Below are 22,779 nucleotides of genomic sequence, written 5' to 3' on the forward strand. Positions count from 1 at the left end.
GGCAAGGGAAGGGGTGACACCCCGGATAGCGGGAGAATGCGAATCTTGTACCACTCTTGCGATCTGCCCACAGAGGCGATCAGCTCCTCTGGTGGCACTGCCTTTGCATCGTGCGGGGGAGGGCTTTTCTCAGGGAGTGATGCCATGCCTGTCCAGTTCTATTACAACCTCTACATCATTCTCTTTGCCGCCTGGCGCCGTCGCTATCTGCTGGTGATCCCGGTACTGGTGATGCCGCTGGTGGGCGTGACGGTCGGTCTGCTCACCCCCAAGGAGTATGAGAGCCGCACCACCTTTATGGTGCCGCAAGATGCCAACCAGACCCCGACCCTCAAGGATCTGATCACTCAGGAGAGCCTGAAAGATCGCTTTGCGGTGCTCGAAGCCCTGCTGCGCAGCCGTTATGTGCTGGACGGGGTGGCGCGGGATCGCGGTCTGGTCAATGACGAGACCCCGCCTGCCCAGCGCGATGCCATCATGGACTGGCTCTCGAGTGCCGTCTCGCTGCGGCTGATTGGCGATGAGGTGATCGAGATAAAGGTCAAGGCGGATTCGGCGGCCAACAGCGCCGGTTTGCTCGAAGCCATTTCGCGGCGCTTTTTCTTCAACCTGCTCAGCAAGGGGCGCCAGTCGGCGGAATCGTCCGAACGTTTCCTGCAAAGCCAGCTCGACAGCCGCCGCAGCGAACTGCAAGAGGCCGAGCAGCTGCTCGCCGATTTTAAACGGGAGCATGCCAGCGCCTTGCCCCAGCAGCAGAGTACCAACGTCGCCCGTCTTTATGGTTTGCAGGAGCGCTATGCCGAGAGCCTGATCACCTTGCAGCAGGCCAAGGCCCGGGTCGATCAGCTATCGCTGGGGCAGGAGAGCCAGCTGGCCCGCCAGCTGGATGAGAAGCTGCAGCTGATGCGCACCGAGCTGGTGTTGCTGCGGGCCCGCTACAGCGACGAGCACAGCAAAGTGCAGAGCCTGCGCTATCAGATTGATCAGTTGCAGCAGGAGTTCGAGCAGCTCAAATCCCAGCCGGATATGGCCCGCGGGCCCGAGTGGCAGCTGGCCCAGACGCAACTGACGGAGGCAGAGCAAAACGCCGCCGGCTTGAAGAGCCAGCTGGATGGGCTGGACAAGGTGGTCGACTCCCAGGGGGATACCGAGCGCCAGCTCGCCGAGCTGGAGCGGGATCTGGCGGTCAAACGCACCCTCTATCAGGATTTGCTGCTGCGCTATGAGAAGGCCAAGGTGACCGGCGATCTGGGCAACTTCGAGCAGGGGGAGCGGATCAAGGTGATCGACAAGCCCTTTGCCCCCAGCAAGCCGAGCAACTACCCGCTCTGGCTGTTTTTGCTGGCGGGCATTGTTGGCGGGCTGGGGCTGGGCTGCGGTCTGGCGCTGGTGGCCGAACTGGCGGATGCCAGCCTGCGCCGCTCCGATCAGCTGGCCGCCCTGGTCAATGCACCGGTGCTAAGCCGCATTCCCTACTGCGAGCCAGTGCCGGACTATCCATCCAATAGTGATCATGCGTTGGATGGGCAGGTGTTGCCCTTGTCACCAGAGCCGGGGTGATTGCGGTAAAACGGGCTACCAGCCGGAATTTGAATATTTCTGATTAGGCATCGTGATGAGGCCTTTTATGGGGCTAGGGCTGTGGGATAAAAAATAGATATTCCTCCCATCGCCGCTTTGCACTCTGTTTAGCTACGTCCACTTATATGACCTGCGTTGATTAGCGTTTTGATTGGTTCACAAAGTTGAGACGGAGCTGGACTTTCCATAGTCACTTTTTGACTATGGCCTTGTAAAAATTAAAGGTGGATGTCAAAAGTCTTAATAAGAAATATAAATAAGATTGGTTGTACGATGATTTCAAAATGATTTTTCAGATTAAGTGCTGTATGATAATGCGAAGTTATAAGGGTGGCTTTAGTTTTCATAGAAGAATCTTATCTTTTTACTGTTGAATGTTAAGGGGCGTCAAGTGTATAGAAATATAGGGGAGGCGATGCTTGGACTTTCGGTTTGGAAAAGAAATAGACCGATTGTTATAGCGCCTCCAGCTAAAAGTATTGCATATAAGCCTACGTTTGATACCGATATTTTTAGGGAAGCAGCTTTCTACCGATTTATAGAACTGACCGAAGCTACATATGCGCTTTATAAGTCCAACGTATTAATTGGTGCAATTACTACAGCTAGAGCAGCTTATGAGACTCTTGCGGTGTTGTGGTTTGTAAATATTAAGTTAGAACATTTAAAAAAACAAAAGATATAGTTCATTTCTTGACGACTATCAATCGCTTACTGTTTGGATGGTCTAATGATAATGACTTCCCTGAAAAAATATATGTACTGAAGTGCATTGATTCGGTCGATAAAACTCTGGAAGGAAAATTCAGAACACACTATGAAATATTATGTGAATATGCACACCCCAATTATTCTGGAACTTTCGGCTCTTATACCAAACCAGATGATCCAAAGCATGAAGTACATTTTGGTGCTTATCTAAGAAATGAGGAAGCGCTAAGAGGTTACATTGAAAACACCGTTGTAATAGCATTAGAGTTGCTAAACCATATACAGCAGAAGTATGAAAAAGTCCTCAATGAAGCGCTTGACGCATGTCATGAATTACATGTGGCGGGGAAATTGAAGGTGGCATATGATGAGGTTTAATAAAATTATGTAATCAGTAATTCAAAACTGCATGATATTTAAATAGATCGAAAATTAATTTTATTGGGCAGTAATAGTTAGAAAAAATATAACAGAGTTCGTAGGTTAGATTAGCCGGTAGGAGTAATCGGACGATCACGTTAATACTAGCTACCAATGTTGCGTGGTAAGTACATCCCGACTGGTGACCTTGGTTGTCGAGTTTCGGTGGTTCGGGGAAGAGGTAAGAGGGGCGCATTTTGGCTAGTTAAAGAAACATATTACATAATGGCCGCGAACGTCCGATTGCACTTCGCTAATCGAACCTACAGCCCTTAAATTATAATTAACTTTTAAAATTATTTTTTATTTAAGTGTTTTTAATCGGTTGTGGTGATTTGTGATAGAATGAAATTATATGTAAGGATGTATTTATAAATAAATCCAGCCTTACATATAGTTACAGTCATGTATCGTTGTGGGATATTTTAGTTGTTTTAAATAGGTTGCTATATGGATTTTAACGGACAGCAGAAAATTATTGATATGCTTGGTTGTTGCCACAGGGATCTTGCATATATCGCCAGCGAGATGGGAACATTGGACTATCTCAATAAAGAGTCTTTGTTGAATTATTATATTTTCAAGGCTATTAACAGTGAAGTCCACATGTGGCTTTTAAATATAAATAACAACTCAGTGGTCACGCTCGCAAGCAGAAACATCTTTGAACTGTACTTAATCATGCTTGAGGTCAATTCAAATGAAGAATCACTGTACAGATTTTATGCGCAATTGGCAGGCGATAGAGATGTTCTAAACTCAGCATTTATAAAAAAGTGTAAAGATGCTGATTATCCACTATCAGAAAGTGGTTATAGTATGCTTCAGAAGGAGCCTATTCCTACTATCTTTGAAAATGTCACAACTCATCCTTTTAATATTCGTAATTTGGCTGTTGTGCATGACTACCTAGAGGACTATGAATTTTTCTATAAGTTAAGTTCAAAATTGATTCATCCCTCTGCACTAAAAGTGTTCGGCATTGAACAAAATAGCCATCAATATGAAGTGGTGGCAATGGTGGGGTATCACTTTATGTCTAAAACGACAGATTATGCAGTTCATTTATATAACGAGAAATTAGCCATTAGAAAAGCCAAAATATAACAAATTGTTCAAAGGCGACGCTTAACGCTTTGTGTTGTCAGCTTTTTATTGGGAAACGGTAGTTGGTAAAGTATGGCAGCTACGACCACTCTATGGGCCAATAGTATGCTAATGAACACAGTTGCCGTGTATATCTTGCTTAATGTTATGACGAAGCCAAAAAATCAGGGAGCCATTGCTCCCTAATCGCGACACACGGGGTGATAAATCAGCCGATGGCGGGTGCCAGTTGCCCGTTGGCGGGCTGCAGGCGTCCTTGGTTACGGCGCTGATAGCGCCAGGCCAGCAGTAGCGGCATACCGAGCAGCAGCTGGGCGGCCAGCGGGATCTCCTCGATGGGAGCGGCCAGTGCCCCTTCCGGAATAATGCCCCCTTCAATTTCGGCCGCCAGTTTGAGCTGCAAGGCATTGCCAAAGTCGGCGAAGGTGGTGGCATTGATGACAAATGCATCCTGACCGCCCGCCACGTTCTCCACATACCACTCTTGCAACACCCCATCGGCATAGTCCTGACCTATGGTGATGCCGTTGATGGTATCGATGCCGGAGGCGAGCAGTTGATCACGCACGGTGGCGGTATCCAGCCCTGCGTTCTGGATACCGTCACCCGACACATCCATCACCTGGCGGGCGGCGGTGAAGTCGTTGGTATCAAACTGCAAGCCACCAAAGGCCATGGCCGAACCGGGTGCCGTCATCCCCGCATAGGGGCGCACCAGGGCATCAAGGGTGGCGGCGAAGTTGTTGATGGAGGTCATGTCGTAGAGGTGGAACCAGTCGGTCATCACGCTCTGCTGGGTCGAGCCGCTCCACATGATCATCTGTACCGCAATTGACCCCAGCTTGCCGCCGCTGGTATCGAGGATGGCGCTTTGTACATCCTGACTGTAAAAGGCGTCCACATAGCCCTGTAATTGCAGATTGAATTCCGATGAACTGACACTGCCCGACACATCCATCAGCAGTTGCAGTTCGGTATCGACTTCGGTCAAGGCGTATGCGGGGGAGGTTACCAACAACATCCCCAGCAGCCCTGCCAACGGTTTGAGTTTCATTGCTCACTCCTTCTCCCTGGCGCTAGTGCCAGCAGGGTGGAATGAATAAAGCGTGCCAGCTTTGGCGAATCCTCTGACTTGGCTTGATCCGGGTGAGGTCGGGCAGGCATGGAACTTGCGACAGCGGTCAAAAGCGCTGATAACCGGCAGGAGTTGCGATGGAGATCCGTCCCTGGCAGTGGGCACCCAACTGGCTGCTACTTGGTTTGGCCAATCAGTGGGGCATGGTGTGGCTCAATATGGGCCACTTCAACCTGCTGGTGGTGTTGCTGATTGCTATCTGGTGGCAAATTGCATCGCGGGTTGCACCGAGCTGGCGACCGCATCCACTGGCGCTCGCCCTCTTTATCCTGCTGATCTTGATCCCCAGCGCCAGTTGCAAGGCGCTGGCCTGTCTGCTGCTGGTGGCCTCGCTATGGCGCCGTCATCAGAGTGGCGATGAGCGGGCGGTGTTGCAGATTGTACTCGCCTTTACCGTGGCGGTGTTGTGGGGGCAGCAGGTGTTTGCCCTGCTATCCGGCCCTGTGCTGGCGCTCGACGCCTGGGGGGTGGGCCAGTGGTTGCAACTGCTGGGCTGGGAGACTCGCCTTGATGGCAATCGCATCGAGCGGCTGGGAGGCCATGCGCTGATCGTGCTCAAGGGGTGCTCCTCGTTTTCTCAACTCTATCTGGTGGTGCTCTCCTGGCTGGTCTCCTGCTGCTGGCTGGCGCCGGATCGGCCCCTCTACCGGCAGTGGCCCATGTTGCTGCTGGTTTGCCTGCTCTATATCGGGGCCAATCAGCTGCGGTTGGTGCTGATGAGTCTGGATCTGCGCTGGTACGGCTGGCTGCATACCGGCTCGCTGGCCCAGCTCTACCAGTGGGCCATCATGTTGTTGGTGATGACCATCCTCTTTATCCGGGGACGCCGTGATGCATCTATCTAGGGGATATCTGTTGCTGTTGCTGGTGGCGCTGCTCAGTGCTGCCGCCATGGGCTGGCGTTATCAGAACCGGGCAGTTAACGAGGGAGCCAAGCCCATGCTGCTGGAGCTGGTCCAGTTGGGCTGGCGTTTGCGGGTGGCTACGCCGGTATTGGGCGGCACCTATGTCAGCTATCAGCTGACCCATCCCCGCTGTGACGGTCTGCTGCTGGCCATGCTGGTGGCGCCGGATAGCGAGGCGATGTCAGTGACGCTGGCGGGTGAAGGGATGAGCCAAGGGGTGATGTTTTTAGGCGAGCTGCACCAGAGCCCGCCGCTGCTCTCGTACCGTCTGACCCAGGGTTGGCGCAAATTGTGGGGGCTGGCCCCTTATCCCCTCTATCGGGTGGCCTTGCCGACTTCTTGCATTGACCTTATTGCGCCGCCGCTGGGGTGACCGACCCCGGTTCACCGTTTGGCAGAATGCGGATCAGCAAGGTATTGGGGGCCAGCATGGGGTCATAGCGGGGCTCCAGTTCAATGGCGCGAGATCCCAGCAAGCGGGTGAGGGCAGTCAGCCGCACGCTCGCCATTCGCGCACTCTCCAGCATGTCGGTTTGCAGCCCGGGGCCGCTTACCAGCGCAATCCGGGCCGGATCCTTGCGTCCCAAAAACTGATGCAGCTGCTGCTCCTGATCCGCTGGCAGTTGTGTCTCCGCTTGCTGGTACTGCAGTTGCAGTTGGGGCTGTTCGGCCAGCTGTTGTTCCCGCAACTGGTTGAGGATCGGCAGGGTCTCATTGACCGGCTCCTGACGGGCGCAACCGGTGAGGATCAGCAGCGGCAGCATAAGGGGCAACAGGCGGGGCAGGACGCTGTCTTTGGCTGTGGAGCGGGGAGTCTGGTTGGCCATACGCAGTCACTTCAGGAGGATGAGTTGGCACCAGTTTGCAATGTTTTCAATCCCTTGGCCAGTTGTTCAATCTCGCGGCGCCACTGGATCCAGGCGGCAGAGGGCAGTTGCTCTGCCACCTGCCAGCGGGTCGGCAGCTGATCGCGCAGGCGCTCCAGCAGCAGGGCGGCCTCCACCTGATAGCGGGCCTCCTGCTCCAGCCAGGCGAGCCAGCGCAGATCCTCGATGGCTTGCTGCAACAGCAACAGATTGTGGGAGAGGCGGTGCGCCTCGCAGGCTTGCGGGCCGAGCAGCATAAAGTCGCTCTCCCGCCCGTCGGTGGGGTCGTAGGGCAGGGCGGTGGGCATGCGGCCATGCCACTGCAAATAGCCCTCGGCGCCGCTCTGCCACAGATAAAAACCGGCGGCTCTCGGGGTGCCCAGATTGTAAAACCAGGGGGTGACCTTGTGCTGGCGCACCCGTGCCACATCGGCCTTGTCGGCGCCAAAGCCTGCGTTGATCAGGGCAATCTCCACCTCTGCCAGCAGACCAGCCTGACCCGGATGATTGAAGTGGCCTGCGCGGATCACCGCCGGATCCCTCCGTTTCATCTCCCGCGCCAGGGTGGTAATGGCGGGCAGGGTGGCAAGATCCGGCTCATCAAACAGGCTCCATGCCAGCGGCGGCAAGCCGCTGGCGGTCAGCCCCTGTTGCCGCGCCTGCCACTGATCAAGCTGGCTGGCAGGGTCGCTCCCCCAGCGTTTGAGCGGGGTATAGGCCAGCAGGGGGGGCACAAAGCCGAGCCCCACCGCCTCTCCCATGACCTCTCGCATCCCCGCTTCATCCTGTGGCAGGGCAGGCGAGAGGCCGCTGATCCCGAGCTTGGCGAGCCGCTGCAGATCGCAGCGACTGGCCTCGGCGATCTGCTCTTTTAACGCCTCGGGGTTGGGGTTCAGCCAATTCAGATAGGGGGGCGCTTCAACATAGATGCCGACCGGCTTGCTGGCCGCGGGCAGAGTCAGTGGCAGCACCTCGATAGTCAGTGGCAATTGCACCAGTTGCTGTTGGCTGAGCAGCTGAATATTGCCCAGATAGTGACCGGCAGGTGCATCGCGGGGGATGGTGATCTGCAGCACCAGACGCCGAGGTGCGTCTGCCAGCAGGGTGAGCCCGGCGATCCCCTCGACCAGCTCTTGGTCCGAGGGGGCCAGCAGGGTGCCGCTCGCCTGCGGGCGAACCAGATGCCACTTGCCGTAATAGGGGGTCAGCGTCAGCGGCGATCCTGCCTGCTCGGGGGGCTGGATCACCAGCAAGGGTGCCGGATCGTCGGTGGCGGCGTGGATGGCAAACTCCAGCAACAGCTGGCTGCCACGGGCGGCCAGCACGGGTTGTGAAGCCTGCTGCAACGCATCGGCCGCAGATAGCGGGGCGATCTGCAGGGTTGGGGCGGCATCCGTAATCGGCGTGAGGCTCAGTTGCTGCGAAGCTGGGGCTGGGGTTGGGGAATAGGGGGCCAGAGTCCACTTTTCCAAAAACAGCTGGCGCTGCTTGGTCAGCACGCTTGCGGTAGCGTCGGCCAATACGGCGAGAGCTTTTCCACTATTCGGGAGAGCCTCTTTGCTAGTGGGGGCCGGATAGGGGGCAAGCAGCAGCCCCGCCAGGTATTTGGCATCCGGTGAGTGACCTACCAATGTGATAGTGATCGGGCCGCCGGGGTGGTTCAGGGTGACATGGACCGGGCCGCCCTGTCGTGCCCCGAACAGCTGCCAGGGATCCGGATTTGGCAGTGCCTCGCGAGATTGTCCCGCCAGATAGCGCTGCGTTAGCCACTCCTGCGGTTGCCACTGCTCGGCCCAGATGGGCTCGCCATTGACCAGCACGCTGCGCTCGAAGGGGTGGGGCAGGTACTCCCACTCGCCGGGGTCATCGAGCCAGAGGGTGAGCTGGTAGCGCCCCTTGGCCAGGTCCAGTCGCACTCCGTCGAGATTGCGCAGCCCATCGCGCACCAGGGCATCGCCGGAGGGACGCAAGATGGGGGTGGGATGGCCAATCAGCCGGGGATCCCCCGGGCTCAGGGCTTCAAAGCCGGTAAAGCGTGGCGCAGCCGCCGCCCCCAGATCCAGCGCAATGGTGCCCTCAGGCAGAGTCAGACCGGGCTCCCAGTACCAGCGGTGAATGGTCATTGAGGGGGCGTTATCGGCCATAAAGAGATAGAGCTTGGTGAGTTTGTCCAGCGCCAGCGCTCTGGGCTGGCTGGTGCGCCACTCGCTCAAGGCAAAGCGCTGGGTGAAGGGGCCGGGTGCGACAATCCGCTCCAGATTGACCCGGTTGCGGTAGTTGACCGAGGCGTTATCGTCGATACGCAGGATCAGGGTTTGCGGGCGGGCGCTGGGGTTATGGCCCTCGATCACCAGTTCATCATCGCTGCCTATTGGCCAGTTGTGGGTGCTCAGATCGAGCCGCTGGGGTGTCTGGTTGTCTGTCAGGGGCAGCGGGGTCTGCCCCTCCAGCCGGGTAGTGGCCATTGCTGCATTGGCGCAGAGCAGGATAATCAGCCAGAGCCCTTTGCTCATCCGGGCAGCCCCTTCAACCAGTTGTTCAGCTCGGCAGCCTTGTGATCCCAGCTTTGCAGGGCCACCTGCTGTTGGCGCGTGTGGCGCCCTTCGCTGCGGGTGAGCCCCTCCCAGCCACTCTCCTGAAACCAGCCCGGATTGGATTGATCAAAGGCGGCCCTATTGATGGCCTGGGCCAGGCTCTCCCCATCGTGGGGGAGCTGGATCTGATCCCGATAGCCATCGAGGGCCGGAAAATCGGTGCTGACGATGGGTCGCCCTGCGGCCAGATATTCGCGCAATTTCAATGGATTGCAGGCACGGATCTGGGCGTTGTCGACAAAAGGCAGCAGACTCACCTGCCAGTGCTGGGCATAGGCCGCCAGCGTGTGATGGGGACGGGGCCCCAGCAGATGGATATTGGGGAGCCCCTTGAGGGGGGAGATATCGGTCTGGACCGGGCCAATCAGCACCAGATCCCAGTGAGGCAGGGCGGCAGCCGTCTCTGCAAGCAGGGGGATATCAATCCAGTCGCTCAGGCTGCCGTAAAATCCGGCAATGGGGCGGCCGGAGGGGAGATCCGCCGGGCGCTCTCTGGGGGGCATAAACAGCTCGAGATCCACGCCGTGGCTGAGGAGCCGGGTTTTATGGGGGGGAAAGCGGCTAGCCAGCGCGGGGCTGGCGGCCAGAATGAGATCGGCTTTTTCCACCAGTCTGGCTTCGCAGTGAGCGATGGCCTGATGATCCACCCCCGCCAGCGCCGAGAAGTCATCGCCGCAGTAGTAGATCACCGCCCGCTCTTCGAGCTTGCCAATCAGGTCGACGGCGCTGGGCAGGGAGATCCAGAGCAGGGGGCGATCCAGCTCGGGCAACTGGCGCCGGATCTGCGCCGCCAGCCAGTGGCCATTGATTTTGCCCGCCAGCCGACTACCCGGCAGTGGCAAGGCGAGCGGCGGCAGAACCCGGGGGCTGCTGACCTCTGATGGCGCAACCGACTGGCCGCCAGCATGGCGCGCACCGCGCAGCACCGCCCCCAGTTTGCGGACGATACGGGTGAGATCATGAAGGGTAAAGCGGGGACAGCGCATGCCGATGGAGTTGACCCAGAGCACTTGATAATCGGGCAACAGACGCTTGATCAGGTGTTGGGTGCTGGAGGGGTGCTGGCCCCAATCCTCTCCCAATACCACCAGTTGCGGCAATGAGTGTGGTTTCATGCAAAGGTCTCCGAAGCGTGTGCGAGGTCGCTGTGATCTTGTGGCTGCAACGGGCGCAGTACGGTGGCCGGTACACCCGCTGCCAGCACACCTGCAGGCAGATCCCGGGTGACGACGCTGCCTGCGGCGACAATGGTTCCGGCGCCTATGGTGACGCCGGCCATCACCATCACCCCGGTGCCAAGCCAGACATCCTGCTCCAGCACAATGGCCCCCACCTGTTCATCGCGATCCGGTTTGCCAAGGGCACGATCGCGGGCGTTGACCGGGTGCCCCGGGTAGCCCGCCAGGAAGGCACGGCCAGCAATCCTGACGTTATCCCCCAGCACTATCTTGCTGCCCACCGCCAGGGTGGTCTGCCAGCCAATGCCGACATTGCGGCCAATGACCAGCCTTGGTGTCTGGCTCGATGCCCGGCCGCTGATGGTCATGGCGGCGCTGAGGCGGCAGTCGGCACCAATTTCGATGGTGACCGGACCGCTGATATAGGGGATGCCGCCATAGAGATAGAGACGCGGAGCGGGGGCCGTGAGGCGAGATTGAAACAAGGGGGTCCACCAGAGGGTGCGGGTCAGGGTCGCCAGCGCGTTGCTGCCCAGCAGATAGAGCCGATAAAGCAGCCGATGCAGGGGTGGGATCACTGGGAATGACCAGTGGCGGGCACTTTTAGCCAGTCGCCATACCCGGCGAGCCAGTGGCGTCTCCCCCTGTTTTGCCCAGCTTTTCATGCGGTGCAGGTTGATGGTGTTCATGGCGACCTCTCCCTCTGGTGCAGTCCGTTGCTCGCTAAGCAGAAAGCAGGGATCGGGCCAACAGGACGACCCCAGTGTGATCGGGCCAAATGGGGCTAAGAGGAGGGGCAGATTGCGCCGGTCGGTGCAATTTGCAGCCCGCGTTGTGCAAAACGCAAATGCCAGTCTCATTCTGGGCCTGTTTTGGACGGTTAAGCCGCACAGAGGGGCTATCGCTTAAGGGCGGGGGTGAGTGGCGTGGGTTTTGCATTAGCGGTAGCTGACCCGGAGCGGGATGCTTCGGGTGGCTGGGAGGCCCTATGAAACTTGGTGTGAACCAGATTGCCATACTTTATTACGCCGGTGGCTTGCTCTTGATGAAGGGGATCTCCCTGCTGATGCTGCCGGTGCTGACCCATCAGCTGCTGCCTCGTGAATACGGCCAGCTGGAGGTGCTGCTGACCCTCATCAATCTGGGCTCCCTGATCCTTGGCTTCGGGCTGGTGGATGCCCTCTACCGCTTTGCCGGACTGGCGAAAGATGAGCAGGAGCGCCAGCAGGTGGTGGCCCGCATGTTTGGGCTGGTCTGGCTGATCGCCTTGGCCAGTCTGGTGCTGCTCTGGCTGCTGGCACCTGTGGTACAAGCCTGGCTGCCGGTGGAAACCCGTCTTGCGGATGTGCGCTGGGTGCTTTGCGCCCTGCCGTTTGAAGGGGTGATCGGCGTTCCGCTGGCATGGCTGCGGATGCGCAATCAGGCGCGGCTCTTTTTCGTGGCGACCGCAGGCAAGGCGGTGATCCAGTCGGTGCTGACCGGCTGGTGGCTCTGGCTCGGTTGGGGCGTGAGCGGGGTGCTGGCTTCCGGCACCCTGACCTGCATCGCTCTGGCGCTGCTGCTGAGCCTCTGGCAGTGGCGAGATAGCGGGATCCGCTTTGACTGGGAGCACTATCGGCCGCTGCTGCGCTATGGATTGCCCCTGGTGGTGAGCGGGCTGGCAGGCTTTGCCCTGAGCGGACTGGATCGCTGGCTGCTGGCCGATGTGGTGGGGGAGGCGCTGCTCGCCTACTACGCGGTGGCGGGCAAGCTGGCGCTGGCGGTGGGGTTGTTGCTGCAACCCTTTGCTCTCTGGTGGTATCCCCGCCGTTTCATGCTGTTGCGCGAGCCGGATGGACTGCGACTCAATGCCCACTACAGCGTGATGGGGTCGGTGCTGGGGTTTGTCACCGCGGGGATTGTCGGGCTCACCGCCCCCTTGCTCATTCGCTGGCTGACCCCGGAGAGCTATCACGGGGCGATCGCCTATATTCCGCTGCTGGTGCTGGGTATGGCGGTGCGCAATGTTTCGGACTTGCTCAATGTCGGCTGCTTTAGCGGCGAGAAGAGCAATGCCCAGATGGTGATCAATCTGGGCTGCAGCGCCCTTGGGGTCGCAGGCTTTCTGCTCGCCATCCCCCCCTTCGGGGTTGCCGGGGTGATCTGGACCCTGCTGCTGGTCTATCTGGTGCGGGCGCTCGCCTTTTATCTGGTGAGCCAGCGGTTGCTGCCGCTGCCGTATCGCCTCTCGACCCTCTGGGCCAGTTCGCTCGGGGCGCTGGCGATGGTCTGGCTCGGCCAATGGTGGGCAGGATCATGGCTCGTCTAACGCCAGCGATCTGGGCAAGCGCCATCTGTCTGGTGCTGGCCCTGCTCTGGTGGCGGCTGCCCCATCCCTTGCTGCTACCGGTGCTCGGCCTTGCCATTCCCGCCATCTGGTTTGCCCTGCGCTGGCCCTTCTTGATGGTGCTGGGGTTTGTCACTTTCTCCTTCTTTCGGCTGCATGAAGTGTTCCCCCAGCTCTATCCCCTCAAGATCCCGCTGCTCTTCTCGCTGGCCGCCATCGGTGCACTGGTCTGGCACATTTTGCTGACCGGCCGGATCAAGCCCTACTGGAGTCCTGCCCTGAGCTGGCTGACGGCCTTCTTTGTGATGGTCTCCATCGGTGTGCTGTTTGCCAGCAACCGGGGCGAGGCGATCGCCACTTGGACTGGCAGCTATAGCAAGATCTATCTGATGACCCTGGCCACCGCCTGGCTGGTGCGCACTCCGGGGGATTTTGCGCTGGCGGTGCGCACCTTTGTGGTGGCGGGCTGTCTGGTGGCGCTGGTGGCCCTCTACAACAAGGCGAGCGGGATCGGGCTGGTGGAGGGGACCCGGGTAACCATAGGGCGCGAGCTGGGCTCTGTGCTGGGGGATCCCAACGATCTGGCGCTGGTGCTGCTCTTTCCTGCCGGTTTTTCGCTGAGCTTGCTGCTCAATCATGGCAATGGGGTGGGGGGGCGTTTACTGGGGGGGCTCGGCTTTGCGCTGACTGCGGCCGCCATTATTGCCACTCAGAGCCGCGGTGGTTTGCTTGGCGTGTGTGCGGTCAGCGGCCTGTTTGCCTGGCAGCGGGTGAAGTCGAAAACCCTGTTGATCTCGATGGGGATGGTCGCGCTGGCGGTGCTGTTTGCCGCCGCCGGGATCAGCGACCGGGCATCTGGCGGCGCCGCCGAGAGTGGGGTCGATGCCTCGGCCATGGGGCGGATCTACGCCTGGCAAGCGGCCTGGGGCATGGCGCTGGGCCATCCGCTGGTGGGGGTGGGCTTGTCCAATTTCTATTACAACTACTTCTTCTACAGCCCCCATTGGGATGGACTCAATCATGCGGTGCACTCCACCTGGTTCGGGGTGCTGGCTGAAACCGGCTTTGTCGGGCTGGCGCTGTTTATCGGCATGGTGACGGTGACCCTGCGTAGTTGCTGGCGTTGCCAGCTTGCTGGCATGCCTCCTGCAGTGATCACGGCGATGCAGGGGGTGATGGCCAGCATGGTGGGGTTTGTGATTTCGGGATCCTTCCTGACCCAAGGGTTTACCTGGCCCATCTATCTGGAATTGGCGCTGGCCGTCGCCGCCATCAAGTACGTGCAGCAGGCGGCCACAGAGGTGCAGGCCACCGCTGAGGATCATCAGGAGGCAACCCGGTTGCCGGCAGTGCCACCAAAGGGAGCAAGAGGATGAACGCAACCCCTGTTTTGCTGGTTCACTACGGAGAGGACTGGATCCGCGGCAGCGAACGCTGTCTGCTGGATCTGCTGGCCCACCTCGATCGCAGCCGCTTTACGCCGTTGCTCTGGTGCAATAGCCCGACGCTGGCAGCAGAGGCGGCCACCCTCGGGGTAGAAACCATGGTCGAGCCGTTCAGCCTGCTGCTGGGATGGCAGGCGCCACGTTTTGATCTTGCGGCCCATCGGCGCCTCTCCCGGCGAGCCAGAGAGCTCATCACCGAGCGGCAGATTGAGCTGGTGCATGCCAACAGCGCGGCCCCTTGTCAGTGGCTGGTGGGGGTCTGTCGAGTGTTGCAGGTACCGCTGGTGTGCCACCTCCATGCCCGTTACCAGCCCAGAGACAGGTTCAGCCTGCGGGTTCATCAGGCAAGCGTGCTGATCGGGGTGAGCGAGCCGGTATTGACCGGCTGGCGCCAGGATGGCTGCGCGGCCGAGCGGTTGATCCGGGTACCCAACGGGGTGGATGCCGCTCGCCTGAATGGCGGTGCTCACTGGCCGGTCGTCGGCATGCTGGGCTTGCCACCGGGGGATATGATCATCGCAACCGTCGGCTCATTGATCAAACGCAAGGGGATTGATCTGCTGATCCGCTCGCTGGCTGCCCTGATGGCATCGGGGGAGGAGGCTCAGTTGCTGATTATTGGCAGCGGTCCGGAGCGGGAAGCATTGATGGCGTTGGCTGTCGAGCTCGGGGTGGCCGAGCGGGTCCACTTTCTCGGCGAGCGACCAGACAGTGCCGCTATCTTGCGGGGCGGGGTGGATCTGCTGGTCTCCGGAGCCCGTGAGGAGGTGTTTGGTCTGACGTTGGCGGAGGCGGGCATGTTGGGGCTCCCGGTCAGTGCCTACCGAGTGGGCGGTATCCCCGAAGTAGTGGAGGAGGGGGTGACCGGCTTGCTGGCAACCCCGGGGGATTGGGCCGAGATGGCTGATCACTGGCGGCAATTGAGTAATCCTCAACCCCGATGTGCGATGGGGCGGGCAGCTCAGCTGCATGCCGCACAGTTGTTCACGGTGGCGCGCTACGTTGACGGGGTCACGGCGGTGTGGGACGCCGCGCTGGCTGGTCGTTGGCACGCCACGGCCCCCACACCCTTCCGACCGCTCATTCACTGGGCGGGGCAACGACTCCTTGCCAGAGGTCGCAATATGCTGGCGAGTGGGATGGCAAAAGTGGCGCAAAGAGTGCAACTGGGGTTTGGTCGCCGCAAGGTGCCAGAGTAAGGGAGCAGCAAGATGAGCATGCAAACTGAGCCGGTGTTTGGAAAGATCATCGTCGTGGATCCCATCCCGTTTCGCGGTGGCTCCAAGGTTGCGACCGAAGTGCTGCTCGATGAGTTGGCCAAGCGGATGCCCGGGCTCACATGCCATGTGTTGACCCAGGATCCCGACTCCTGGCCCCGCTGTGAGCATCATTCCCTTTGGCTGCCCCACATATTGAAGGGGCGGGAGTCCGGCATCGGCTATCTGCTCAAACAGGGGTGGCAAACCTTGCTGATCCTCTGGCTGGTGTTGCGTCTGGGGGAGGTGAAGTGCCTGGTGGCGGCGTCAGGGCCTGGGGTGGATCTCTGTTGTTACTGGGCGGCCCGCTGGTTGCGGTGCCGGGTGGTTCAGCTGATCCATGGCCCTGTGGGGTGCTCGGGGCTCTCTGCCAGAGCATTGCAACGGGCGAGTTTTGTGTTTTATCTGGAATCAACCCGCAGCTCCCTGGCGGCATTGCTGGCCCGGCTTGGCGAGACCGAGTTCCCGTCACACTGGCAGCCATTTACCAATGGTTTGAGCGAGATTGATTGGCCCAAAGCGACTCTGGGGGGGCCTCGTATTTTGTGGGCGGCCTCGTTGCTGCGCTGGAAGGGACTGGAGACCATGCTGGCCGCCCATCAACTGATCCCTGACGCTCGCCCCGAGCTGATGGTGTGCTATCTGCAGCCCAAGGGCACACTGCAACCCTGCAGCCAGCCCCAGCCACAACTGCCAGACACCTATTGGTATGCCAACCCCGCCAATCTTGACGAGATCCGAGCTCAATGCGGCATTTTTGTCTCCACCAGTCATCAGGAGCCCTTTGGCCTCTCCATTCTGGAGGCCATGGCGGCAGGATTATGCGTAGTGATCCCGGCCGATGGGGCCTGGTGGGATCGACACCTCACCGATGACGTGAATTGCCGCAAATATCAGCCAAACGATCCCGGCGATCTGGCGCAGGTGCTGGCCAGCCTCAACACCATGCCCGACGTGGTCAAGCGACTTGGCCATCATGCCCGCCTGCATGCCATGGTCCATTACAACGCGGCAGATACCTATCAAAGCACACTGGATCAGTGGGAAGGCATGTTGCGATGGGATGCGTTGAGCCTTGCCGTGCATGGTTAGCGCGCAGTGATTCCCCACGGGAAGGATGGTGGCGTATGAGGGACTTATGGTCAGACTGGTTGCGGGAGGCTGGGTGACTCCGCCACTCTGATGCAGTTACGGCCGGATGATTTGGCGGTGTAGAGCGCAGCATCAGCCAGTTTGACCAGTTCAGATGGCTGCCAGTGACTCGATGGTCTGAGGCAGGCAACACCCATGCTAACTGTCACCAGACCGTTGGCATTTTGTGCGTGTGGCTGCGCCAGTGCAAAAATCAGCCGCTGGATATGTTGGGCAATTTCATAGGCGGATTGACGCTCGACATGTGGCAGCAGGATGACAAATTCCTCTCCGCCGTAGCGGGCCACCAACTCCTCCGAGCGGCGCCCGGATTGCGCCAGGGTATGGGCCAGCAATCGAAGGCACTCGTCACCGGCAACGTGGCCATAGAGGTCGTTGAACTGCTTGAAATGATCGATGTCGAGCATGATGAGCGCAATCGGCATCTCTGTCTGAATGCAGCGCTTCCAGGCCTGGTTCAATGAGTTGTCGAACAGACGACGGTTGCCGATATTGGTTAGCCCGTCGGTATTGCTGAGCGCTTCCAGTTTCCGGTTCGCTTCCGCCAGCTCCTTGGTTCTGAGCTCGATAATGAGCTCCAGCTCATGTTGGCGCTCCTCCAGACTGGTCATCGGGTAAATTTCGCTTTCCCGAGCCGCACTGTAAGGGATGGAGATACTGCTGTGCGCAATTTTCCACGCCATGGCTTCGTGTCGAAAAATCAATACCAGTCTGGCGGTTCTGCGGGAGAGGATAGGTTCTGATTTCGGTAGATGGATATGAAAGAAGGCGGTGACTGCTACCACATCAGCGGCCAGATCTTGCAGGGTTACATCGAGTGTTTCCAGGCGGATCTCGTTCGGGATCTGGGCAAAATCGCGGCGGGTTATCCGGATCCACTCATCCCTATCGGTAACCAGAACATCACTGCTGCCGGCAAAACCGCTGAAATTGTCGCTAAACCGCGTGGTGAGCCGATCATCCCGTGATGAATACATCTCGATGTACTCATCAAACAGTGAGCGGATCAACTGTTCCCGTTCAGTGGTCATTGCGCTGGGCCCATGTGAAGTGGTCACGTTTTTCAAACGTTCGATTGAACTATAGTCAATTATGTCATTTTAATTGGCTATCTATCTTGATTTTTCTCGTTTTTTTGTTCGATCACCGTTATTGGCAAGTGTCCGTAAGGTCAGTCAGAACAAGGTGCCATGGAGAGGATTAGCATGGCTGTCCGGTGCATATCCTCCCCATCTCTATTACGCATCGGGGTGACCACCGGTGACAAGACGGCGGGTCTGCATGCAGATCCCCAGACTGCAGGCATCAGGTAACCCAGAGTGCCTCGCGGCGATCAATGGCTGGCGAGATAGGGGCTGATATCCACCTCGTCAATGAGCTCCGGGCTCATGTAACGCTTGGCATAGCGCAGGAAGACGCCAGAGCGGAGAAAGAGCGCAAACAGCTCGGGGTCGATATGGTGATCCTGTTGCATGAATCCCATGATGCGGATGGCCTCCGAGAGAGATTTGGCTTTCTTGTAGGGGCGATCGCCGGCGGTCAGCGCCTCGAAGATATCGGCGATGGCCATCATCCGGGCAGGGATGCTCATCTCGTCCCGTTTCAGCCGCTTGGGATAACCAGTGCCATCCATCTTCTCATGGTGTCCCCCTGCGATTTCCGGCACCTGTTTCAGGTTGGCGGGGAAGGGGAGTTTTTCGAGCATGATGATGGTCTGGATCATGTGCTCGTTGATCTTGTAGCGCTCCTCATCTGTGAGGGTGCCCCGGCGGATGGCGAGGTTGTAGAGCTCGCCGCGGTTATAGAGGTATTCAGGGGTGTTGACCTGAAATCCCCAAGGGTTGTCAGGGGCAAGGCGGTCGCGGTTGCTGCGGGTGAAGAGGTGATCCGGGCGATCGGCCAACAAGGGTTCGGTGACCGGCAGCGGTGACTCCGCGGCCCGCTGTTTGCGCGCCAGTTCATCCTGAGAGATCCCAATCCGATCGGAGAGCGTGCGCTGCCAGGTGCGGCCCGCGATCTGCAGCAGCCTTGCAATATCCTCTGTGGCCATAAATTCGCCCCCTTCGTTGCAACGGGCGATAAAGGCAAACTCCTCATCCAGCTGTTGCCACTGCTGTTGCAGCGTGGCCTGTAACGTGGCCTCATCACCCCCATGGAGACGTGCCTGCCAGTAGGCAATCTCGGCATCCCGTTTCAGCACTTCAAAGCGCATCCTGACCTCGTGAATGCGATCGCACAGGGTTTCCAGCTTGGTGGCCTTGTCGACCACAAACTCCGGAGTGGTGACTTTGCCGCAATCGTGCAGCCAAGCCGCGATATGTATTGCTTCCCACTGTTTTTCATCGAGCGAAAAGTGTTGGAAGGGGCCCTCCTTGGCCTCACATGCCGCTTCTGCCAGCATCTTGGTCAGTTCGGGAACTCGCTGACAGTGGCCACCGGTATAGGGGCTCTTGGCATCGATGGCCCCTGCGATGAGCTGGATAAAGGCCTCCAGCAGATTGCGCTGCTCCTCCAGCAGCCGCTGGGTGGTGAGTGCCACGGCGGCGGTGGAAGAGAGCGCGTTGACAAATGCCATCCGCTGCGGGGTCAGGGACTTCTTCCGTTCATCGATCAGAAAAACCAGGGTGCCGAGCAGTTGGCCATCACGGTTTTTCAGGGCAATCGGCCAGAAGGTCAGCGGCGTGTCGCTCTCCTCAATGTAGGGAAACAGGATCTGCAATTCGCTGGTGACCAACGCAACGGGTTCCAGTTCTACTCCTTGCAAGCTCTGGAACAGTGGATGTTTTGGCTGATTGAGCGTTCCGATACTGTGGATCGGCGTTTGCTCCTGCACCTCGCCATTCCAGCACAACCCTGCCAGATCCAGCGTCTTGTTGCCGCTATCGGAGAGGTAGAGCATGCAGCCTGTTGCACCGGTCAGTTGCTGCATTTCGGTGAGCAGCCGCACCAGCAAGCGGGGGAAACTGGTCTCGCTGGAGAGGGAGGTGGAAAGCTGCAAAAAGCGCTGGATGGTCGATTTCATGTCGCCCATGGCTCGGGAGAGATCGATGATTTCGGCAATATAGGTGTTGACCCTGACCGGGTCGTTGAAGTCGAAGCTGGCAATTTTCTCCGTCTCTTGCGTCAGGGCATCAAGGGGCCTGGCGGCGGTTCTGGCCAGCTTGATGGCCGCGAACAGGGCAAAGATCAGGAAGATGCCCGACAGAAGGAAGGTCTGATTGCGAATGGTGAAGGCGGTGGCCAGCAACTCATCGACAGGTGCTGCAATCCAGAGGGTTAATTTTGACCCATCGGCTTCCGGTAAAGTGATACGCATTCCTTGCCAATCATTGCCCTCTGACTCAAAGGAAAGACTATCTGCCTTCTGATTCTGACTGGCATTCATCAAGTGTTGGATCATAGGCAGGTCGGCTTCGGTCACTCTTGCAAGTCGATAAGCGCCATGTTCATGAATCAGCATCCCACCTTTATGACTTGTCATTAGCTCGCCCTGCTCATTGACGATGGCTAGACGCATATTGGGGGTTATCTTGGCGGATTTGAGCAGGCGCTCGATAGCTCGGAGGTTCAGGCTCATCCCTATGACGCCAGCCCCATTTTGCATTGGTTCGGCAAAACTCAGGTACATCTCCTGAGTATCGTGCGAGATATAGAGAGGAGATTGCACCAACTGTCCACTCTGCTTGGCCTGAATAAACCATGGATGCTCTATTGGATCAAAAAATTGTCCTGATTCCTCTTGCCGTTCAATGATGGTGAGATTGTCGGCCAGCGCGAAGGTCTCCGTAAGAGTGGTTGCCTCTTGATGCCGGATGCTCTTCACGATCCAGCGGGTATTGGCGGGCGGCGTTAGGTGTTGTACCTCGGTGTCGGCAGGCCAGCGCATGAGCCAGAATAGATCGCCGTTGTTGTAACCGGCATACACCGCGTTGGCAGAAGGTTGTCCTTTGAGCAGGGTTGTCATGTAGGGAAGGCTGGCCATTCGCTCTGACAGGGTCTTGGCTTCGGTCAGGCGCTGTTGGGCGAGCAGATTGACGCTTAAAGCTGAGGTGCTGAACAGCCCTTCTAAAGCCTGAGTGGTGATTTGGCCAATCAGGGTGAATCTGTCTTCAGCCTCTTTCATCAGCATGGTTTTGGTTTGCCGATATTGGTGACCAAGAGTGATCAAGGCAAACACCAGCAATAAACCCAGAAACAGATGGGCAATATGAACATACAAGGGGATAACGCGGCGAATGAGACTCATGTTATCTCCTTAAATGGATGGGTTTGTTGAGTGGGGTATAAATGAGATAACCCAACAGGATAATGGGTAGCTTCATGGTGTTCGCCCTTGCTGCTTGAATTAAAGAGACCCCGTTGCGTAAACCACCAGATGACGATAAATGGAAAGGGGTGATAAATCCTTTTTTTATTCACCCATCGTAGTAGCCAAAAATGATCCACGGCGATGTTACCGCAGAGTTCTGTGATCGTGATTCTTTTCACTCTGGATATGGATTGAAACCCTCTTTTTGCGGGAAGTGCGCCGAGATATTCAGCAGCCTGGTTTCTTCATCCAGCGACACAGTAACGGTGGCGCCATGGGCTTCCAGCATGATTTTGCCATGATAGCCATTGTGACTGTGTGCTTCTTTGTTGTTATTATAGGATGGGAATCTGTCGAACAGAGAGAGGACATTGTTGATATCCAGCAAGGTCGAGCTATCAATATTTAAAATAATGCTGTCGGGGTATTTCAGACAGACAATTTCCACGCAGGAGGAGGGCGCCGCATGCTCACAAGCGAGCCGTGTCAATATTTGAAACGCGGAATAACAGAGAAATTCGTCACCTGCGATGAATAGCTCGTCATAGAGGTAATTTTTGGGTTTGGTCAGCTTGATATCGAGCTTTTTCTCGGCATAGAGATTTTTGAATTGCACCGAAAGCCGGTTGAAAATATTAAAGAGCTGGACTTTACCCGCTTTCAAAACAAAGGTGCCGGTTTCAATCTGGTAAATCTCGCTGGCCAGCCGGGTCAATGCCAGTGCATCGCCTACAGATTTTCTGGTGATGGATAGCTGGGTTTTTTGGAGCATGTTGAGCGATGAGTCGGCCGCCAGCTCTTCCAGCAGGTGTAGCGCGTTGAGCAGGGGCTCCCGAATTTCATAGCGGATATTGAACTCGAGGCTCTCTTTGAGCGTATTGAGCTCAAGCATCTGATCGAACTCTTTTTGCAGATCTCTTCTGGCATGCACCAGCCGCATCAGATTGGCAATGCGAAAACGCAGCATCTCGATGTCGATCGGCTTGGTGATAAAATCGACGGCTCCCAGTTTCATCGCCCGTTTACGGGAATAGATATCATCCAGTGCCGTCATAAAGACGATGGGGATGTGCTCTGAGTGGGGATGTTCACGCAAAATTCTGGCGACATCGAATCCGTTCAGGTTGGGCATCATGATATCGAGCAGCACCAGATCGGGTGGATTATCCGATTGGCAGATCCTGATCGCTTTTTCGCCATCCTTGACCAACTTGAGATGAAACTCTTTGCGAAATACCGAGGTGATCAGCATCAAATTATCGGGAACATCGTCAACCACCAGAATGGTGGGGCTGTCCTGATTGCTGGCGACCAGATCGCTGTTGGAAAAACGGTGCAAACGACCGAATTCGAATTGCGAGAGTGGGGGTTGCGATTGGCTGGTTGCCAACAGCAGCCGAGTGATCCTGGTTTTAAGGGTATCGGGCTTGAGCGGGGTCAAGATAATGTCAGAGACTTTCGCCTGGACAAATTGTTCGATCAATGGGCGATCTGTCCCTGAGGTCAGGGTCAAAAATGGCAGTGTGTGATGAGGTGCCCTACTGCGAATATTTTTCAGCAGCGTGAGCAAGTTTGCCGAATCGAGATCGATATTGCAGATGATCATGGCGGCAGGGCCATCAGACAAGCAACGTTCCAGCGCCTCGACACTCTCCACCACCGTAATCTGGCTTATGCCAATGGCTCGTAACTGATTGCATAGCGCATCGCTGTGCACATTATCTTTTTCCAGTACCAGCGTGGGCCCGGAAATTATTTTTGCTATGTCCATATGGCTATCTGATGTGCCCATCT

At 57.5% G+C, this 22,779-nt stretch carries 18 protein-coding genes; 10 read left to right on the forward strand and 8 right to left on the reverse strand.

The annotated features are described in order from the left end of the window. The first annotated feature begins 144 nt into the window (after positions 1-144). The 4 genes from G5380_RS01445 (at position 145) to G5380_RS01460 (ending at position 3,819) form a co-directional block, all read left to right on the forward strand. On the forward strand, positions 145-1,560 hold the full coding sequence (locus G5380_RS01445) for a GumC family protein (RefSeq protein WP_421352251.1): 1,416 nt from the start codon (positions 145-147) through the stop codon (positions 1,558-1,560). Positions 1,561-1,972: 412 nt separating this feature from the next. After that, positions 1,973-2,266 (forward strand): hypothetical protein, encoded by a 294-nt coding sequence (locus G5380_RS01450; protein ID WP_421352252.1) that lies wholly within the window; start codon positions 1,973-1,975, stop codon positions 2,264-2,266. An 8-nt stretch (positions 2,267-2,274) separates the two neighbouring features. Then, positions 2,275-2,670 (forward strand): hypothetical protein, encoded by a 396-nt coding sequence (locus tag G5380_RS01455; RefSeq protein WP_421352253.1) that lies wholly within the window; start codon positions 2,275-2,277, stop codon positions 2,668-2,670. Positions 2,671-3,162: 492 nt separating this feature from the next. Next, positions 3,163-3,819 (forward strand): hypothetical protein, encoded by a 657-nt coding sequence (locus G5380_RS01460; protein ID WP_421352254.1) that lies wholly within the window; start codon positions 3,163-3,165, stop codon positions 3,817-3,819. Positions 3,820-4,027: 208 nt separating this feature from the next. On the opposite strand, the gene G5380_RS01465 is transcribed toward G5380_RS01460, so the two are convergent. Beyond that, positions 4,028-4,873: a DUF1194 domain-containing protein gene (locus G5380_RS01465; protein ID WP_088869111.1), complete on the reverse strand. Its 846-nt coding sequence runs from the start codon at positions 4,871-4,873 to the stop codon at positions 4,028-4,030. A gap of 158 nt (positions 4,874-5,031) precedes the next feature. On the opposite strand from G5380_RS01465, the gene G5380_RS01470 reads away from it, so the two are divergent. Both G5380_RS01470 and G5380_RS01475 read left to right on the forward strand, forming a co-directional pair. Next, complete coding sequence (locus tag G5380_RS01470; protein WP_100645977.1) at positions 5,032-5,799, forward strand: hypothetical protein; 768 nt, start codon at positions 5,032-5,034, stop codon at positions 5,797-5,799. Further along, entirely contained in the window at positions 5,786-6,232 is a 447-nt protein-coding gene (locus tag G5380_RS01475) for a hypothetical protein (RefSeq protein WP_421352255.1), read from the forward strand. The genes G5380_RS01470 and G5380_RS01475 overlap by 14 nt, the downstream gene beginning before the upstream one ends. Here G5380_RS01475 and G5380_RS01480 read toward each other — a convergent pair. The 4 genes from G5380_RS01480 to G5380_RS01495 are packed head-to-tail and all read right to left on the reverse strand — an operon-like array spanning position 6,210 to position 11,186. Continuing rightward, positions 6,210-6,686 carry a hypothetical protein gene (locus tag G5380_RS01480; RefSeq protein ID WP_421352256.1) on the reverse strand — a complete coding sequence of 159 codons (477 nt, stop codon included), beginning with the start codon at positions 6,684-6,686 and terminating at the stop codon, positions 6,210-6,212. The two genes, G5380_RS01475 and G5380_RS01480, sit on opposite strands and share 23 nt — an antisense overlap. A gap of 11 nt (positions 6,687-6,697) precedes the next feature. Then, complete coding sequence (locus tag G5380_RS01485; RefSeq protein ID WP_421352257.1) at positions 6,698-9,238, reverse strand: hypothetical protein; 2,541 nt, start codon at positions 9,236-9,238, stop codon at positions 6,698-6,700. Beyond that, positions 9,235-10,434 (reverse strand): glycosyltransferase, encoded by a 1,200-nt coding sequence (locus G5380_RS01490; RefSeq protein WP_123172959.1) that lies wholly within the window; start codon positions 10,432-10,434, stop codon positions 9,235-9,237. Before G5380_RS01490 ends, G5380_RS01485 begins: the two co-directional genes overlap by 4 nt. Further along, positions 10,431-11,186 carry an acyltransferase gene (locus G5380_RS01495; RefSeq protein ID WP_159163480.1) on the reverse strand — a complete coding sequence of 252 codons (756 nt, stop codon included), beginning with the start codon at positions 11,184-11,186 and terminating at the stop codon, positions 10,431-10,433. Before G5380_RS01495 ends, G5380_RS01490 begins: the two co-directional genes overlap by 4 nt. Positions 11,187-11,485: 299 nt before the next feature. On the opposite strand from G5380_RS01495, the gene G5380_RS01500 reads away from it, so the two are divergent. The 4 genes from G5380_RS01500 to G5380_RS01515 are packed head-to-tail and all read left to right on the forward strand — an operon-like array spanning position 11,486 to position 16,616. Next, positions 11,486-12,805 (forward strand): lipopolysaccharide biosynthesis protein, encoded by a 1,320-nt coding sequence (locus G5380_RS01500; RefSeq protein ID WP_421352258.1) that lies wholly within the window; start codon positions 11,486-11,488, stop codon positions 12,803-12,805. Continuing rightward, positions 12,793-14,199 carry an O-antigen ligase family protein gene (locus G5380_RS01505; protein ID WP_421352259.1) on the forward strand — a complete coding sequence of 469 codons (1,407 nt, stop codon included), beginning with the start codon at positions 12,793-12,795 and terminating at the stop codon, positions 14,197-14,199. The genes G5380_RS01500 and G5380_RS01505 overlap by 13 nt, the downstream gene beginning before the upstream one ends. Continuing rightward, positions 14,196-15,467 carry a glycosyltransferase gene (locus G5380_RS01510; protein ID WP_421254755.1) on the forward strand — a complete coding sequence of 424 codons (1,272 nt, stop codon included), beginning with the start codon at positions 14,196-14,198 and terminating at the stop codon, positions 15,465-15,467. Before G5380_RS01505 ends, G5380_RS01510 begins: the two co-directional genes overlap by 4 nt. Before the next feature lie 12 nt (positions 15,468-15,479). Further along, positions 15,480-16,616, forward strand: coding sequence for a glycosyltransferase family 4 protein (locus G5380_RS01515; protein ID WP_421235832.1), 1,137 nt, complete (start codon positions 15,480-15,482; stop codon positions 16,614-16,616). 50 nt (positions 16,617-16,666) lie between these two features. On the opposite strand, the gene G5380_RS01520 is transcribed toward G5380_RS01515, so the two are convergent. The 3 genes from G5380_RS01520 to G5380_RS01530 form a co-directional block, all read right to left on the reverse strand. Further along, on the reverse strand, positions 16,667-17,707 hold the full coding sequence (locus G5380_RS01520; RefSeq protein WP_421254754.1) for a diguanylate cyclase domain-containing protein: 1,041 nt from the start codon (positions 17,705-17,707) through the stop codon (positions 16,667-16,669). 302 nt (positions 17,708-18,009) lie between these two features. Further along, positions 18,010-20,922 (reverse strand): HD domain-containing phosphohydrolase, encoded by a 2,913-nt coding sequence (locus G5380_RS01525; protein ID WP_421352260.1) that lies wholly within the window; start codon positions 20,920-20,922, stop codon positions 18,010-18,012. A 238-nt stretch (positions 20,923-21,160) separates the two neighbouring features. Continuing rightward, on the reverse strand, positions 21,161-22,777 hold the full coding sequence (locus tag G5380_RS01530) for a response regulator (RefSeq protein WP_421352261.1): 1,617 nt from the start codon (positions 22,775-22,777) through the stop codon (positions 21,161-21,163). Positions 22,778-22,779: the final 2 nt, after the last annotated feature.

The organism is Aeromonas sp. 604443, from assembly GCF_049170315.1.
GTDB lineage: Bacteria > Pseudomonadota > Gammaproteobacteria > Enterobacterales > Aeromonadaceae > Aeromonas > Aeromonas veronii_A.

What these genes read in the sequence shown, in the direction of transcription:
- G5380_RS01510 (WP_421254755.1), top strand. Translation starts at nt 14,196, where the DNA reads ATGAACGCAACCCCTGTTTTGCTGGTTCACTACGGAGAGGACTGGATC.
- G5380_RS01500 (WP_421352258.1), top strand. Translation starts at nt 11,486, where the DNA reads ATGAAACTTGGTGTGAACCAGATTGCCATACTTTATTACGCCGGTGGC.
- G5380_RS01470 (WP_100645977.1), top strand. Translation starts at nt 5,032, where the DNA reads ATGGAGATCCGTCCCTGGCAGTGGGCACCCAACTGGCTGCTACTTGGT.
- G5380_RS01490 (WP_123172959.1), bottom strand. Translation starts at nt 10,434, where the DNA reads ATGAAACCACACTCATTGCCGCAACTGGTGGTATTGGGAGAGGATTGG.
- G5380_RS01445 (WP_421352251.1), top strand. Translation starts at nt 145, where the DNA reads ATGCCTGTCCAGTTCTATTACAACCTCTACATCATTCTCTTTGCCGCC.
- G5380_RS01525 (WP_421352260.1), bottom strand. Translation starts at nt 20,922, where the DNA reads ATGAGTCTCATTCGCCGCGTTATCCCCTTGTATGTTCATATTGCCCAT.
- G5380_RS01495 (WP_159163480.1), bottom strand. Translation starts at nt 11,186, where the DNA reads ATGAACACCATCAACCTGCACCGCATGAAAAGCTGGGCAAAACAGGGG.
- G5380_RS01505 (WP_421352259.1), top strand. Translation starts at nt 12,793, where the DNA reads ATGGCTCGTCTAACGCCAGCGATCTGGGCAAGCGCCATCTGTCTGGTG.
- G5380_RS01515 (WP_421235832.1), top strand. Translation starts at nt 15,480, where the DNA reads ATGAGCATGCAAACTGAGCCGGTGTTTGGAAAGATCATCGTCGTGGAT.
- G5380_RS01460 (WP_421352254.1), top strand. Translation starts at nt 3,163, where the DNA reads ATGGATTTTAACGGACAGCAGAAAATTATTGATATGCTTGGTTGTTGC.
- G5380_RS01465 (WP_088869111.1), bottom strand. Translation starts at nt 4,873, where the DNA reads ATGAAACTCAAACCGTTGGCAGGGCTGCTGGGGATGTTGTTGGTAACC.
- G5380_RS01520 (WP_421254754.1), bottom strand. Translation starts at nt 17,707, where the DNA reads ATGACCACTGAACGGGAACAGTTGATCCGCTCACTGTTTGATGAGTAC.
- G5380_RS01480 (WP_421352256.1), bottom strand. Translation starts at nt 6,686, where the DNA reads ATGGCCAACCAGACTCCCCGCTCCACAGCCAAAGACAGCGTCCTGCCC.
- G5380_RS01530 (WP_421352261.1), bottom strand. Translation starts at nt 22,777, where the DNA reads ATGGGCACATCAGATAGCCATATGGACATAGCAAAAATAATTTCCGGG.
- G5380_RS01485 (WP_421352257.1), bottom strand. Translation starts at nt 9,238, where the DNA reads ATGAGCAAAGGGCTCTGGCTGATTATCCTGCTCTGCGCCAATGCAGCA.
- G5380_RS01475 (WP_421352255.1), top strand. Translation starts at nt 5,786, where the DNA reads ATGCATCTATCTAGGGGATATCTGTTGCTGTTGCTGGTGGCGCTGCTC.